Annotated in this window: 14 protein-coding genes; 7 read left to right on the top strand and 7 right to left on the bottom strand. The window is 68.6% G+C overall.

From position 1 onward, the window contains the following. Positions 1 to 54 precede the first annotated feature (54 nt). The 3 genes from ftsZ to lpxC are packed head-to-tail and all read left to right on the top strand — an operon-like array spanning position 55 to position 2,562. Complete coding sequence (gene ftsZ, locus ACY35P_RS05650) at positions 55 to 1,278, top strand: cell division protein FtsZ (protein ID WP_462114857.1); 1,224 nt, start codon at positions 55 to 57, stop codon at positions 1,276 to 1,278. Between the two features lie 50 nt (positions 1,279 to 1,328). Further along, positions 1,329 to 1,616, top strand: coding sequence for a hypothetical protein (locus ACY35P_RS05645; RefSeq protein WP_462114856.1), 288 nt, complete (start codon positions 1,329 to 1,331; stop codon positions 1,614 to 1,616). A 25-nt stretch (positions 1,617 to 1,641) separates the two neighbouring features. Next, positions 1,642 to 2,562, top strand: coding sequence for a UDP-3-O-acyl-N-acetylglucosamine deacetylase (gene lpxC, locus ACY35P_RS05640; RefSeq protein WP_462114855.1), 921 nt, complete (start codon positions 1,642 to 1,644; stop codon positions 2,560 to 2,562). Between the two features lie 251 nt (positions 2,563 to 2,813). On the opposite strand, the gene ACY35P_RS05635 is transcribed toward lpxC, so the two are convergent. After that, entirely contained in the window at positions 2,814 to 3,263 is a 450-nt protein-coding gene (locus ACY35P_RS05635) for a DciA family protein (protein ID WP_462114854.1), read from the bottom strand. Positions 3,264 to 3,282: 19 nt separating this feature from the next. On the opposite strand from ACY35P_RS05635, the gene ACY35P_RS05630 reads away from it, so the two are divergent. From ACY35P_RS05630 to coaE, 4 genes are all read left to right on the top strand, one after another. Further along, positions 3,283 to 4,149 (top strand): M23 family metallopeptidase, encoded by an 867-nt coding sequence (locus tag ACY35P_RS05630; RefSeq protein ID WP_462114853.1) that lies wholly within the window; start codon positions 3,283 to 3,285, stop codon positions 4,147 to 4,149. A gap of 137 nt (positions 4,150 to 4,286) precedes the next feature. After that, positions 4,287 to 7,001 carry a preprotein translocase subunit SecA gene (gene secA, locus ACY35P_RS05625; protein WP_462114852.1) on the top strand — a complete coding sequence of 905 codons (2,715 nt, stop codon included), beginning with the start codon at positions 4,287 to 4,289 and terminating at the stop codon, positions 6,999 to 7,001. A gap of 102 nt (positions 7,002 to 7,103) precedes the next feature. Then, positions 7,104 to 8,060, top strand: a complete 957-nt coding sequence (locus ACY35P_RS05620; protein WP_462114851.1) for a Nudix family hydrolase — start codon at positions 7,104 to 7,106, stop codon at positions 8,058 to 8,060. Between the two features lie 24 nt (positions 8,061 to 8,084). After that, positions 8,085 to 8,705 (top strand): dephospho-CoA kinase, encoded by a 621-nt coding sequence (coaE, locus tag ACY35P_RS05615; RefSeq protein ID WP_462114850.1) that lies wholly within the window; start codon positions 8,085 to 8,087, stop codon positions 8,703 to 8,705. Between the two features lie 18 nt (positions 8,706 to 8,723). Here coaE and ACY35P_RS05610 read toward each other — a convergent pair whose 3' ends face one another. From ACY35P_RS05610 to ACY35P_RS05585, 6 genes are all read right to left on the bottom strand, one after another. Then, positions 8,724 to 9,587, bottom strand: a complete 864-nt coding sequence (locus tag ACY35P_RS05610) for a prepilin peptidase (protein ID WP_462114849.1) — start codon at positions 9,585 to 9,587, stop codon at positions 8,724 to 8,726. 3 nt (positions 9,588 to 9,590) lie between these two features. Continuing rightward, positions 9,591 to 10,844, bottom strand: coding sequence for a type II secretion system F family protein (locus tag ACY35P_RS05605; RefSeq protein ID WP_462114848.1), 1,254 nt, complete (start codon positions 10,842 to 10,844; stop codon positions 9,591 to 9,593). Positions 10,845 to 10,847: 3 nt separating this feature from the next. Next, positions 10,848 to 12,572: a type IV-A pilus assembly ATPase PilB gene (gene pilB / locus ACY35P_RS05600; RefSeq protein WP_462114847.1), complete on the bottom strand. Its 1,725-nt coding sequence runs from the start codon at positions 12,570 to 12,572 to the stop codon at positions 10,848 to 10,850. A gap of 96 nt (positions 12,573 to 12,668) precedes the next feature. Then, positions 12,669 to 13,097, bottom strand: coding sequence for a pilin (locus ACY35P_RS05595; RefSeq protein ID WP_462114846.1), 429 nt, complete (start codon positions 13,095 to 13,097; stop codon positions 12,669 to 12,671). A gap of 89 nt (positions 13,098 to 13,186) precedes the next feature. Further along, positions 13,187 to 13,612: a pilin gene (locus ACY35P_RS05590; RefSeq protein ID WP_462114845.1), complete on the bottom strand. Its 426-nt coding sequence runs from the start codon at positions 13,610 to 13,612 to the stop codon at positions 13,187 to 13,189. A 243-nt stretch (positions 13,613 to 13,855) separates the two neighbouring features. Next, positions 13,856 to 15,083 (bottom strand): sigma-54-dependent transcriptional regulator (locus ACY35P_RS05585; protein ID WP_462114844.1); only part of this gene is annotated, 1,228 nt, incomplete at its 5' end.

Below are 15,083 nucleotides of genomic sequence, written 5' to 3'. Positions count from 1 at the left end.
CAGGCATCGAGCGGGGACACGCATCGACAGCCTGCACCAACGAGGACAACGGACATGGCGCATTTCGAACTGGTCGAGAAGATGGCTCCCAACGCCGTCATCAAGGTCGTGGGCGTGGGTGGCGGCGGCGGCAACGCGGTCGCGCACATGGTCAACAGCAGCGTGGACGGCGTGGAGTTCATCACCGCCAACACGGACTCGCAGGCGATCAAGAACTGCGGCGCGAAGCTGCAGCTGCAGCTGGGCGGCAACGTCACCAAGGGCCTCGGCGCCGGCGCGAACCCCGAAGTGGGTCGCCAGGCCGCGCTCGAGGACCGCGACCGCATCATGGACGCGCTGCAGGGCGCGGACATGGTCTTCATCACCGCCGGCATGGGCGGCGGCACCGGCACCGGCGCCGCGCCCGTCGTCGCGCAGCTCGCGAAGGAGATGGGGATCCTCACCGTCGCCGTCGTGACCAAGCCGTTCCCGTTCGAAGGCCGCCGCCGAATGCAGGTCGCGCTCAAGGGCATCGACGAGCTCAGCCAGCACTGCGACTCGCTGATCACGATCCCGAACGAGAAGCTGATCACCGTGCTCGGCCGCAACGCCACGATGATCCAGGCGTTCCGCGCCGCGAACGACGTGCTGCTCGGCGCCGTGCAGGGCATCGCCGACCTGATCGTCCGCCCGGGCCTGATCAACGTCGACTTCGCCGACGTGCGCACCGTCATGAGCGAGATGGGTCTCGCGATGATGGGCACCGGCGCCGCGAAGGGCGACGACCGCGCGCAGGCCGCCGCGGAAGCCGCGATCCAGAACCCGCTGCTCGACGACGTCAACCTGTCGGGCGCGAACGGCATCCTCGTCAACATCACCGCCGGTCCGGACTTCACCATGGCCGAGTTCGACGAAGTCGGTCGCACCGTGGAGCAGTTCGCCTCCGAGGACGCGACGGTCGTCATCGGCACCGTGCTGGACCCGGACATGCAGGACGAAGTGCGCGTCACCGTCGTCGCGACCGGCCTCAACCGGGCGGCCGCGCGTTCGACCGGTTTCGAAAGCCAGCGTCGCCCGCAGATGCAGGTCGTCGCCAGCAAGCGCGACGGCACGACCGGCCTGCCGATCGACGATGTCGCGACCGCGTACTCGCCGAGCGTGCCGAGCTTCACCGGCAGCCTGCGCGCGCCGCGTGCGGACGCCGCGCCGTCGGCACCCGCCTCGCAGCCCGCGGTCGCCGACTTCGGCGGCGACAGCTACCTCGACATCCCCGCCTTCCTGCGTCGGCAGGCGGACTGAGGTCGCGGCCGCGCGGCACCACGCCGCGCGGCACCGGCACCGCAGCTGCGATGCCGCCGTTGATCACCGGGTCGTGTCCGCGACCCGAGCCGCCGCGTCCCTGCGCGTCGGCCCGCATCGATCGCCGTCCGTCGATCGATCGCGACTTCGCGTGGAAGGTCCAGGCCTTCCACGCCTTTTCCCGGCGCCATCCCGACCGGTCGTCGGCGCATCGCACCTGCGCGGTCGCCCGCCACTTGGCGTTCACGTCGCAAGGCGCCACTGTCGCGACGGTGCAACAGGCCGTGGCAGCGTTTCCGTTCAGGTTCAGCCGGCCGCGTGCTAACTTCCCGACCTGACCGCCGACCGGCCCGATCGACGCCCATGCCCCGCCAGCGAACCCTCAGGAACACCATCCGCGCGACCGGCGTCGGTCTGCACAGCGGCGAGAAGGTGTTCATGACGCTGCGTCCGGCACCGGTCGACACCGGCATCGTCTTCCGCCGCACCGACCTCGACCCCGTCGTCGACGTCCCCGCGCGCGCCGAACTGGTCACCGAGACGACGCTCTGCACCGGCCTCACTTCCGGCGCGGGCAAGATCCAGACCGTCGAGCACCTGCTGTCCGCACTCGCGGGCCTCGGCGTCGACAACTGCTACGTCGAGCTGTCCGCGGCCGAGGTGCCGATCATGGACGGCTCGGCCGGCCCGTTCGTCTTCCTCATCCAGTCCGCGGGCATTGCCGAGCAGGCCGCGCCGAAGCGCTTCATCCGCATCCTGCGCGACGTCGAAGTGCGCGAGGGCGACAAGGTCGCGCGCTTCAGCCCGTTCGACGGCTTCCGCATCGGCTTCACCGTGCAGTTCGACCATCCGGCGATCCCGGCCTCGCAGTCGCGCGCCGTGGTCGATTTCTCCAGCGAGGCGTACGTGCGCGAGGTGAGCCGCGCCCGCACGTTCGGCTTCATGCGCGACCTCGAGTACATGCGCGAGCGCAACCTCGGCCTCGGCGGCTCGATGGACAACGCGATCGTGCTCGACGAATTCCGCGTGCTGAACGACGACGGCCTGCGGTACGCCGACGAGTTCGTGCGCCACAAGATCCTCGACGCCGTCGGCGACCTGTACCTCGCCGGCCGCCCGATCCTCGGCGCCTACGAAGGCTTCAAGTCGGGCCATGCGCTCAACAACAAGCTGGTCCGCGCGCTCCTGGCGGAGCAGGGCGCCTGGGAAGAAGTGACCTTCGCCGACGACGCGCGCACGCCCGTCGCCTTCGGCATGCCGGGCCTCGCCACCGGCCTCGCCTGACGCCGCGAAAAGCGGCCCTTGAGAATCAACGGGTTAGACGATCGGCGGCGTCTGTCGCGGTCGCGCTGCGCCCGTATCTCGACCGTTCGTCGTCACGCAGGTGAACTTCCGGTGACGAATAACCCGGTCTTAACGAATCCGTCGCTTCGCTTACCGGGTCGTTAACACCCCTGCCCCGGGGCGTCGATAGGATGCCGCCACCCCGACGACGCGTACGACGACGTACGGGGCCGGCATCAAGCGTACGGGACCTAGTCGACGTCCCTCAGCGATGCCAATGCCGCCTGCAGCGCCTGCTGCGACGCGGCCGACATGGGACGAGGCGCCTTGACCGCGGTGCGGTCGGCGGGAATCCCCGGCGATGTCCTGATCACGACGTCGCTCGCAGCAAGCCCGAGGGATCGGGCCGCTTGAAGGAGTTCCGGGATGGCGAGGCGCAGCTTCGCCTGCCAGACCGGCGCGTCGACGACAAACACGAGCCTGCCGCCATCGAAGTTGGCCAGCCGCGCATGCGCGGCCAGCGCTTCCGGCAGGTACGGGCGAAATCGACCGTCCAGGTCATCGAGCCACACCGCTCGACGCACGGGGTCGCCGCCCGGACCGTCCAGCACCGCATCCAGCGGCGCACGGGCGGGACCGGTGGCCTTCCTTCGCAACCTGGGCCTGGAATCTGACATCGGACCTATGACCGTTTCGAGCATCGTAAATCCCCGCAGTCTCATGGGCGACGCCGTCGCCTTCCTCGGCCATCAGGCCTCGCGTCGCCCGGCGTTCGCGCTGTCGACGTTCATGGCCGGCGGCCTCGCGCTGCTGGTCGCCGGCGGCTTGGCCGGCGCCGCGGTCACCCGCCAGCAGGCCGCGAACGACCTCGCACAGGTCCGCACCGGGCACCAGCAGGCGCAGCGCGAACTCAATGCGCTGGCGGCACGCGTCGGCGAGCTGCAGGCGCAGGCCAATCGCCTGAATGCGCTCGGCGAGCGCCTCACCCGGATGGGCGGCCTGAAGGACGGCGAATTCGACTTCGACCGCCCGGTCGGCGTCGGTGGCGACAGCGAAGTGCACGACATGCCGCGCGCCGAGCTCGGCCGCAACCTGCAGGGCGTGGAGCGCCAGCTCGACGAGTCCGGCCGCCAGCTCGGCCTGCTCGAGACGCTGCTGACCGACCGTCGCCTGTCGCTCGGCGCGGTGCCGTCCCGCGTGCCGGTGCTCGGCAGCTACGTGACCTCGGGCTTCGGCGAGCGCGTCGACCCGATCCTCGGCGGCGGCCAGTTCCACAAGGGCATCGACTTCTCGGCCAACACCGGCGACCCGGTCCTCGCGATCGCCGACGGCGTGGTCAGCTTCTCGGGCGAGCGTTCGGGCTACGGCAACGTCGTCGAGATCGACCACGGCAACGGCTACACGACGCGCTATGCCCACAATTCGCGCCTCGAGCGGCGCGTGGGCGAGCTCGTGCGTGCCGGCCAGGAGATCGCCAAGGCCGGTTCGACCGGCCGTTCGACCGGCGCGCACGTCCACCTCGAAGTCTGGCAGGACGGGCGCGTGGTGAATCCGCGGCCGTTCCTGCAGGGCCGGCTGCAGGGCTGAGCACGAGGCGGCCGGCGGCTTGCAAACGCCGCCGACCGCCTCCAGCTACAATGCGCGATGCCGTAGAAGGGCGCCCAGCGCCCTTTTTTATTGGCGACGCCACCGCGCCGCCCAGCCCTTTTTCCAACCGGTCCGTCATGCTCAACAGCCTGCTCACCCGTGTCTTCGGCAGCCGCAACGAACGCCTCCTGCGTCAGCTGCAGCGCTCCGTCGACAAGATCAACGCCCTCGAACCGCAGATGCAGAAGCTGAGCGACGAGGAGCTGAAGGCGAAGACGCCGGAACTGCAGCAGCGCATCGCCAACGGCGAGTCCGTCGACAAGATCCTGCCGGAGGCGTTCGCCGTCTGCCGCGAGGCCTCGGTCCGCGTGATGGGCATGCGCCACTTCGACGTGCAGCTCGTCGGTGGCATGGTGCTCCACCTGGGCAAGATCGCCGAGATGCGCACCGGCGAGGGCAAGACCCTCACCGCGACGCTGCCGGTCTATCTCAACGCGCTGACCGGCAAGGGCGTGCACGTCGTCACCGTGAACGACTACCTCGCGCGCCGCGACGCCGCGACGATGGGCAAGCTCTACGGCTGGCTCGGGCTGACCACGAGCGTGGTCTATCCGGGCATGCCGCATGCCGACAAGCATGCCGCCTACGCCGCGGACATCACCTATGCGACGAACAACGAGATCGGCTTCGACTACCTGCGCGACAACATGGCGCTGTCGAAGGCCGATCGCGTACAGCGCGGCCTGAACTACGCGATCGTCGACGAAGTCGACTCGATCCTGATCGACGAGGCGCGCACGCCGCTGATCATCTCCGGCCCGGCGGACGAATCGCCGGAGCTGTACATCAAGGTCAACCGCATCGTCCCGCAGCTCGTCCGCCAGGCGACGGAAGAGGGCGAGGGCGATTTCTGGGTCGACGAGAAGGGCAAGCAGGTGCACCTGTCCGAGGCGGGCCAGGAGCACGCCGAGCAGCTGCTGCGACAGGCCGGCATCCTCGGCGAGGACGACGAGCTCTACGACCCGCGCCAGCTCAGCGTCGTGCACCACCTCAACGCGGCGCTGCGTGCGCATGCGATCTACAGCCGCGACGTCGACTACATCGTGCGCGACGGGGAAGTGGTCATCGTCGACGAGTTCACCGGCCGCACGCTGCCGGGCCGCCGCTGGTCCGACGGCCTGCACCAGGCGGTCGAGGCGAAGGAAGGCGTGCCGGTCCAGCGCGAGAACCAGACGCTCGCGTCCATCACCTTCCAGAACCTGTTCCGCATGTACGGCAAGCTCGCCGGCATGACGGGTACGGCCGATACCGAGGCCTACGAGTTCCAGTCGATCTACGGCCTCGAGGTCACGGTGATCCCGACCAACCGCCAGATGATCCGCAAGGACCATCCGGACGCGGTGTTCCTCAATCGCGCCGGCAAGTACCGCGCGGTCGTCAACGAGATCAAGGACTGCCACGCGAAGAAGCAGCCCGTGCTGGTCGGCACGACGTCGATCGAAGTCTCCGAGATGCTCAGCGACCAGCTCCGCGAAGCCGGCATCCCGCACGAGGTGCTCAACGCGAAGCAGCACGAGCGCGAGGCGCACATCATCGCGCAGGCCGGGCGCCCGGGCGCGATCACGATCGCGACCAACATGGCCGGCCGCGGCACCGACATCGTGCTCGGCGGGTCGCTGGAATCGGAGCTCGCCCTGCTCGAAGCGGAAGGCGAGGTCGACGAGGTCACGAAACAGCGCCTGAAGTCGGAATGGCAGGCGCGCCATGAAGCCGTCAAGGCCGCGGGCGGCCTGCACATCGTGGGCACCGAGCGCCACGAGTCGCGGCGCATCGACAACCAGCTGCGCGGCCGCTCCGGTCGCCAGGGCGACCCGGGTTCCTCGCGCTTCTACCTGTCGCTCGAAGACAACCTGATGCGCATCTTCGCGGCCGACTGGGTGCAGCGCGTCATGGCGCGCATGGGCCTGAAGGAAGACGACATCATCGAGTCGCCGCTGGTCACCAAGCAGATCGCGAACGCGCAGCGGAAGGTCGAGGCACACAACTTCGACATCCGCAAGAACCTGCTGGAGTTCGACGACGTCAACAACGACCAGCGCAAGGTCATCTACGGCCAGCGTGACGAGCTGCTCGAGGCCGAGGACGTCGCGGAAAACATCTCCGCGATCCGCGGCGACGTGGTCGCCGAGACGGTCGAGAAGTTCGTGCCGCCGAATTCGATCGACGAGCAGTGGGACCTGCGCGGCCTCGAGGCGACGATCGCGGAGGACTTCGGCCTGCAGCTCGACCTCGACGCGCTGGTGAAGTCCGAACCCGAGCTCGACGCCGAAGGCGTCCTGCGCCACGTCGATGCGGCCGTCACTGCGCATTTCGACGAGCGCGAGGCGCAGCTCGGCGCCGAGACGATGCGCATGCTGGAAAAGCACATCATGCTCAACGTGCTCGACCAGAACTGGAAGGAGCACCTCGCGCGCATGGACTACCTGCGCCAGGGCATCCACCTGCGCGGCTATGCGCAGAAGCAGCCGAAGCAGGAGTACAAGCGCGAGGCGTTCGAGCTGTTCTCCGAGATGCTGGAGAAGGTGAAGAGCGAGGTCGTGACGCTGCTCGCCCGTGTGCGCATTCGCACCGAGGAGGAGATCGCGCAGGAGGAGGCGGCGCAGCGCGCCGCGCTCGAGGCGCAGGCCCGGCAAATGCAGTTCCAGCATCCGGGCGTCGGTGGCCTCGGTGCCGACGAGGAAGCCGCGCAGGCGCTCGACGAGGGCGCGGCGGTCGCGAACATCGGACGCAACGATGCCTGCCCCTGCGGCAGCGGCAAGAAGTACAAGCACTGCCACGGCCAGCTGGCCTGACGGGATCGCGAAGGCCGCCGGCCCCCGGGTCGGCGGTGCAGGCATGAATCCTCCGCGTTGCCAACTCTTTCGCCCATCGTGCCCCGCGTGGAGTCGTGCGTGATGGCGGTACGGCGCTCGATCCACGTCGTGGCCGGCGTCCTGCGCGACGTGCGCGGCCGCGTGCTGCTCGCGCGCCGCACCGAAGGCCGCGACCTGGCGGGGTTGTGGGAATTCCCGGGCGGCAAGTGCGAGCCGGGAGAGACGCCCGACGAGGCACTCGTTCGCGAGCTGCGCGAGGAACTCGGGATCGAGGCGCGCATCGGCGCGCCGCTGATCCGCGTGCCGCAGCAGTACCCCGACAAGCTGCTCGCGCTCGACGTCCGCCATGTCGACGGCTGGACCGGCACGCCGCGCGGGCGCGAAGGCCAGGCGCTGGCCTGGGTGCCGCACGAGAAGCTGGCCCTCTACGACATGCCGCCGGCCGATCGCCCGGTGGTCGCCGCGCTGCTGCAGCCTCCGCTGTACGCCGTGACGCCGGCATTGCTCGACCTCGACCACTGGCTCGCCGGCATCGACGCCGCGCTCGCCGCGGGCGTTCGCCGGCTACAGCTGCGTTCGCCGGGAAGCGAGGGGCCTGCGTGGCGACACGCGGTCACCGAGGCGGTCGAGCGCGGCCGTGCGATGGGCGCGGAGGTCCTGGTCAACGGCGACATCGCGCTCGCGAGCGAACTGGGCGCGGGCGTGCATCTGCGCGCCGCGCAACTGGCCGCGCTGGCGTCGCGCCCGCGGCCCGGGGGCGTTCCGGTCGCTGCGTCGTGCCATGACGCGGCCGACCTCGCGCACGCCGTGCGCCTCGGCTGCGACTTCGCGGTCGTGGGCCATGTCCGGGCCACGCCCACGCATCCCGATCGGGTGCCACTCGGCTGGGCGGGCTTCGCCGCGCTGCGCGAACAGGTCGCGCTGCCGCTCTATGCCATCGGCGGGCTGCGCGCGCCCGACCTCGCCGAGGCGCGCGAGCACGGCGCGCAGGGCATCGCCGGCATCCGGGGCTTCTTCGGCGACGGCGGGCTGGGCTAGGCTGGCGCGTCGCCGGAGGACACCATGCGCGAGCCCTACGTCATCGGCCTCACCGGCGGCATCGCCTCGGGCAAGAGCGAAGCCTCGCGACGCTTCGAAGCACTCGGCATCGAGGTCGTCGATGCGGACGTGATCGCGCGCGAGGTCGTGGCGCCCGGCACGCCGGGTCTGGCCGCGGTGGTGGACGCGTTCGGGGCCGACGTGCTGCAGCCCGACGGCCTGCTCGACCGTGGCGCCCTGCGTCGACGCGTCTTCGACGACCCGACCGCGCGGACGCGCCTGGAAGGGATCGTCCATCCGCGCGTCCGCGAGGCGATCGAGCGACGCTGCCTCGCCTCGACCGGGCCCTATGTCGTCGCCGCAATCCCCCTGCTGGCGGAAGGCGGGGGACGCACGGCGTATCCGTATGTCGCGCGCATCCTCGTGATCGACGTGCGGGTCGAGGTGCAGCGCGCGCGGCTGGTCGAACGCGACGGGATCGACGTTGGGCTGGCCGATCGCATGATCGCGGCGCAGGCGAGCCGCGAAGCGCGGCTGGCGCTGGCGGACGACGTCCTGGTCAACGACGGCGATCGCGCCGCGCTGCAGGCGGGTATCGATGCGCTCGACGCGCGTTACCGGACGTGGGCCGACGCGCGCGGCTGACGCGCGCCGGGTGTCGACTCACTTCAGCTTCGCGTACCGAAGGTAGCCGTCGACGAGCGCTTCGCCCCAGAAGAACACCACCCAGCCGGCCACGGCGAGATACGGGCCGAACGGGATCTGCGTCTGGCGGTCGCGGCCCTTCATGGCGAGCCAGATCGAACCGACGATCGCGCCGACCAGCGACGAGAACAGGATCGTCGGCAGGATGCCCTTGAGGCCGGTCCACGCGCCGATCGCGGCGAGCAGCTTGAAGTCGCCGTGGCCCATGCCTTCCTTGCCGGTGAGCTGCTTGAATAGCCACCAGACGGACCACAGGCTCGCATAGCCCACCGCAGCGCCGAGCAGCGCCGGCTTCGCGCCCATGTACAGGTGATCCGACGCGGCGATGAGGCCGAGCCACATCAGCGGCAACGTCAGCGAATCGGGCAGCAGTTGCGTGCGCAGGTCGATGCCGGACATCGCGACCAGGAAGCCCGTGAACACCATCGCGCCGAAGCCCTGCCACCCGAAGCCGAAGCGCGCCACGCAGGCGACGAACAGCAGCATCGTGAGCAGCTCGACCGCTGGGTACTGCACGGAGATCGGCGCCTTGCAGTGGCGGCACTTGCCGCGCAGGGCGAGCCAGCTGAAGAGCGGGATGTTCTCGTACCAGCTCAGCACGTGCTTGCAGTGCGGGCAGTGCGACCGCTCGACGACGATGCCCGGCGGCGGCGGGTCGTAGACCTCGTCGATGCCGAGCATGTCGCGCGAGTCGCGCTTCCACGCCCATTCCAGCCGCCCGGGCAGGCGGAGGATCACCACGTTGAGGAAGCTGCCCACCAGCAGGCCGAAGCCTGCGGCGAGCGGATAACCGAGTTGCGGATTGCCGTCGAGGAACGCCATCCGTCAGCCGACGACCGCGCCGAGCTTGAAGATCGGCAGGTACATCGCGATGACCATGCCGCCGACGATGACGCCGAGGAAGACCATGATCATCGGCTCGAGCAGGCTCGACAGCGCGTCGACCGCATTGTTGACCTCCTGCTCGTAGAACTCGGCGATCTTGAACAGCATCGTGTCCAGCGCGCCGGCTTCCTCGCCGATCGCGGTCATCTGGATGACCATGTGCGGAAACAGGTTGACCTGCTTCATCGACATGTTGACCGGGTAGCCGACGGCGACGTCGTCGCGGATTCGCAGCACCGCCTGCGTATACACGCGGTTACCGGTCGCACCTGCCACCGTATCGAGGGCCTCGACCAGCGGAACGCCGGCCTTGAAGGTGACCGCGAGCGTGCGCGAGAACCTCGCGATGGCGGAGTTGTGCATGATCTGGCCGATCACCGGCACCTTCAGGATCCAACGGTCCAGCGTGTGCTGGAAGGCCGTCGAACGCTTGTAGAACGCGATCGTGCCGACCACGCTGGCGACCATGACGATCAGGATCGCCCACCACCAACTCACCATGAAGCGACTGAAGTTGACGACCATCTGCGTGAATGCGGGGAGGTCGGCACCGAAGCCTTTGAAGACTTCCTCGAACATGGGCACCACGAAGATCAGCAGGATCGCACTGACGATCAGGGCGACCGCAACGACCATGGCGGGGTAGAACATCGCCTTCTTGATCTTGCCCTTCAGTGCCTCAAGGTTTTCCTTGTAGGTGGCGACCGTGTCCAGGACCGTATCCAGCACGCCTGCCGCCTCGCCGGCGCGGACGAGGTTCTGGAACAGTTCGTCGAACTGCACCGGGTGCTTCGTGAGGGCTTCCGAGAACGCCATGCCGCCCTGGATGTCGGCCCGGATCTCGTCGACCATCTTCTTCATGCGGGGGTTCTTGTTGCCGTTGCCGATGATTTCGAGCGAGGCAACGATCGGCACGCCCGACTTCATCATGGTCGCGATCTGGCGGGCGAAGACGGCGATCTCGCCCGGCTTGATCGGCTTGCCCGTCGCGCCGAACAGCGGCTTGCCTTTCGGCTTGACCGTCTGCGGCGTGATTCCCTGTCGGCGCAGTTCCGCCTTGACCAGGTTCATGTTCTTCGCGGGCGTCTCGCCCTTCATGACGATGCCGCGCTTGTCTTTGCCGACCCATGTGAAGGTCTGGAGGCCGTCGTTCGCGCGCGCGGTGGTTTTGACTGCGTTTCGGCTAGCGGACATGGCTTAGTCCTTGGTGACGCGGTTGATTTCGGCGAGGCTGGTGGCGCCCGTGCGGACTTTCATCAGTGCCGACTGGCGCAGGTCGCGGATTCCGGACTTCTGGGCGGCCTCGGCGATCTGCATCGCATTGCCGCCCTCCAGGATGATGGCCTGGATCGCCTCGGTCATCGGCATGACCTGGTAAATGCCCAGCCGGCCCTTGTAGCCCTCGGTGCAATCGGGGCAGCCCACGGCTTCGTAAACGGTGAACCCGGATGCGATCTCCTCGTGCGTGAAGCCTTCGGCGATGAGTGCATGCTCGGGGAGCACCACGGGACGCTTGCAGTCGTGCAGCCGGCGCGCGAGGCGCTGGGCGATGATCAGCGTGACCGAGGACGTGATGTTGTACGGCGCGATGCCCATATTCATCAGGCGCGCGATCGTCTGCGGCGCATCGTTCGTATGCAGCGTCGACAGCACCATGTGGCCGGTCTGCGCGGCCTTGACGCCGATCTCGGCCGTTTCCAGGTCGCGGATTTCGCCGACCATGATCACGTCCGGGTCCTGGCGCAGGAAGCTGCGCAGCGCGGCGGCAAACGTCATGCCGCGCTTCACGTTCATCTGCACTTGGTTGATGCCCGGGACACGGATTTCCACCGGGTCCTCGACGGTCGAGATGTTGCGCGCGTCCTCGTTGAGGATGTTCAGCGCCGTGTACAGCGAGACCGTCTTGCCCGAACCAGTCGGACCCGTGACCAGCACCATCCCATAGGGCTTGGCGATCGCGTTGAGGAAGAGTTCCTTCTGGTCCTCCTCGTAGCCCAGCTTGTCGATGCCGAGCTTGGCCGCGCTGCCGTCCAGGATGCGGAGCACCACTTTCTCGCCGAACAGCGTCGGTAGCGTGCTTACGCGGAAGTCGATCTGCTTGGTCTTCGAGAGATTGAGCTTGATGCGGCCGTCCTGCGGTACGCGCTTCTCGGCGATGTCGAGCTGCGACATGACCTTCAGGCGCGCGGCGATGCGCGTGTTGAGCTTCACCGGCGCCTTGGCGACCTGCTTGAGGATGCCGTCGATGCGCATGCGCACGCGGTATTCCGTCTCGTACGGCTCGAAGTGGATGTCCGAGGCACCGCGGCGGATCGCATCGACCAGCACCTTGTTGACGAAGCGCACGACCGGGGTGTCGTCACCCTTCGCGTCCACGCCCGAGTCTCCGGCGCCGCCGTCATCGTCCTTGCCGACCTCGAGGTTCTCGAAGCCCTCGTCATCCCCGCCGGCATCGCCGAGCGAATCGGAATTCTCCTGCCAACGCTCCAGGCAACGCGCGATCGTGTCCGCGTCGACAAGGATCGCCTCGACGGCGAGGTTGGTCTGGAACTTGACCTCGTCGAGGGCGCCTGAATTGGTGGGGTCGGTGACGCCTACGAAGAGGCGGTTGCCGCGCTTGAACAGCGGCAGCACGTTGTGCTTTCGGAGGAGTTCCTCGTTGACCAGCTTGATGGCGGACTGGCCGGGATCGAACGCCATGGCGTCGAGCAGCGGAACGCCGAACTCGACGGAATTGGCGGCGGCCATGCTGGCAGCGGACACCAGTCGGCGGTCCGACAGGTACTGCGCCAGAGGCTTCTTCTCGGTCGTGGCGGCCGCCATCGCCTCGCGGGCGACGGCCTCGTCCAGCGCGCCATCAAGGACGAGGCGGCGCGCAATGCCGGTAATCCCGACCAGGTTGGCCGAAGCGACGGTGCTCATGGTGATACCCGAATTTCCCCGCCCTGACTGTAACCCAATCGGAACGCGTCAAAACGGGGTCGGGTCCACAAAGGACCGGCATGCCCTACGGGCGTCTCAGCGGCACTCGGCGGGTAGATAAGGGGTGTCGACGGCACTCGCGCTGCTGCAGCGCCACGTCGTCCCGACCGCGCTGCCGACTGCGCCCGCCGTGGGCTTGAACGTCAGCGTCATGCTGCGCGCGGCCGGGCTCGTGACGAAGGTGAGGGTGCCGGTCGCGTCGCTGCAGTCGATCAGCGCGAGGTTCGACGTTCCCGGCGCTTCCGTGGTCAGACCCCGGCAGGAGCCCGCCCCCAGGCTGCCGCCGTTCGCGGCGATGTTCTCGGCAACGGTCGCTTTCGGCGACTCGGCGAGCAGCAGCGCCTCGGACACGCGTGCCCGCACCGTGTACTGCTGGTAGGCCGGAATCGCGATCGCCGCGAGGATCGCGATGATCGCGACGACGATCATCAACTCGATGAGGGTGAATCCCCGATTGCGCTTCATGACGTGCTCCCCGCTGTCATGGTGCCAAGCAAATCCGGTGCCAAAAAAAAGCCCCGGACGTGCCGGGGCTTTCGGTCACGCGCCGGCTATTAGCGGCATTCGGCCGGGTAGTAGCTGGCCTTCGAGCCGCTGCCCACGCACTTCCACGTCGTGCCGACCGCGGAACCGTCGGCGCCGGCCGTCGGGGTGAAGGTCAGGACGGTGCCCTTCACCTTCGTCGCGTCGCCGGTGACGGTGATCACGCCGGTGGCGTCGGCACAGGCGATCGACGCCATGTTGGTCGTGGCGGCGGTGGTGCCGGTGCCCTTGCACGAGCCCGCGGCGATCGTGCCGCCGTTGTTCGCGATGTTCTCGGCGACCGTCGCCTTCATGCCGTCGGCCATCACGGCCAGCTCCGAAACGCGGGCGCGGATCGTGTAGTCCTGGTACGCCGGCAGCGCGATGGCGGCCAGGATGGCGATGATCGCAACGACGATCATCAGTTCGATGAGGGTAAAGCCCTGCTGGTTCTTCATGGTGTATCCCCTAGGAGTGGTTTGGAACTTCACGGATGAGAACGGACGACTCGCCGGGTCCTTGGTCCGCCGTACGTGCTGTCCGTGCATCCGAGGATACGCATAACGCGTGCCAACCGGTCCTGCCAACCGTCGGAGGGGGCTTTCGGGCAGCCGATCACGCTTGGGGGCCGCGCCGGCGGCCTGTTCATGCCCCGGCGCGTCACGTTGCGCGCCGGGGTGACGCGTGGCGTCAGGGCGCGTTCAGTCGATCCCGAGCTTCTTGAGCTTGTAGCGCAGCGCCCGGAAGGTGATGCCCAGGGCGGCCGCGGTTCGGGTCTTGTTGTAGCGGTTCTCCTGCAGGGCGTGCTGGATGGCGGCACGCTCGATTTCCTCGATGTACGAGGGCAGGGCACTGGTGGCGGTTTCACGCGGGTCGAGCGTGCGCGGGTCGGCGGCGGCCGGGGCGGCGGGCGACGGCGCGGCCGCTGGCGCCGCAGGCGACGCACCCGGGCGCGGCGCGGCCTTCGGCAGGCTCAGGTCGTCGGCACGGATCTGCTCGCCGTCGGCCATCGCCAGGGCACGCTCGAGGATGTTCTCGAGCTCGCGGACGTTGCCGGGGAACGGATAGTCGCGCAGCGCTTCGAGCGCGTCGGTGGACAGCTTCGGCACCCCGCGGCCCTGGGCGGCCGCGAGGCGACGCAGGATGACCTCGGCGAGCCCGGCGAGGTCCTCCGGGCGCTCGCGCAGGGGCGGCACGCGCAGCTCGATGACATTGATGCGGTAGTAGAGGTCGTGGCGGAACCGGCCTTCCTCGACCAGCGCCGCCAGGTCCTTGTGCGTCGCCGACAGGATGCGGACGTCGACCTTGACCTCGGTGTTCGCACCGACCGGCCGGATCGACTTCTCCTGGATCGCGCGCAGCAGCTTGACCTGCATGGGCAGCGGAAGCTCGGCGACCTCGTCGAGGAACAGGGTGCCACCGTCGGCCGCCTGGAACAGGCCGGGCTTGTCGGCGTGGGCGCCGGTGAAGCTGCCCTTCTTGTGGCCGAAGAACTCGCTCTCCATCAGCTCGGCCGGGATCGCGCCGCAGTTGACCGGGACGAACGGGCCCGAGGCGCGCCCGCCCTCGGCGTGGATGGTGCGGGCGACCAGCTCCTTGCCCACGCCCGACTCGCCGGAGATGTAGACCGGTGCCTGGCTGCGGGCGACCTTGGTGAGCGTGGCGCGCAGCGCGGCCATCGCCGGCGATTCGCCGAACAGGCGCGTGGACAGGCCCGCCTCGCTGGCGGCGCGGCGCCGCTCGTGCAGCTCCAGCGCCTGGCGGACGAGGTCGCGCAGCACGCCAAGGTCGACGGGCTTGCTGACGAAGTCGAAGGCGCCCGCCTTGAGCGCCTCGACGGCCGCCTCGACGTTGCCAAACGCCGTGATCATCGCGACCGGGGTCTGCGGATGCTTCTGGTTGATCTCGGAGACGATCTCCAGCCCGGTG

It is taken from the genome of Lysobacter xanthus, from assembly GCF_047159895.1.
The sequence above is the reverse complement of the archived record's forward strand: the minus strand, read 5'-3'. Positions and strand labels throughout refer to the sequence as shown.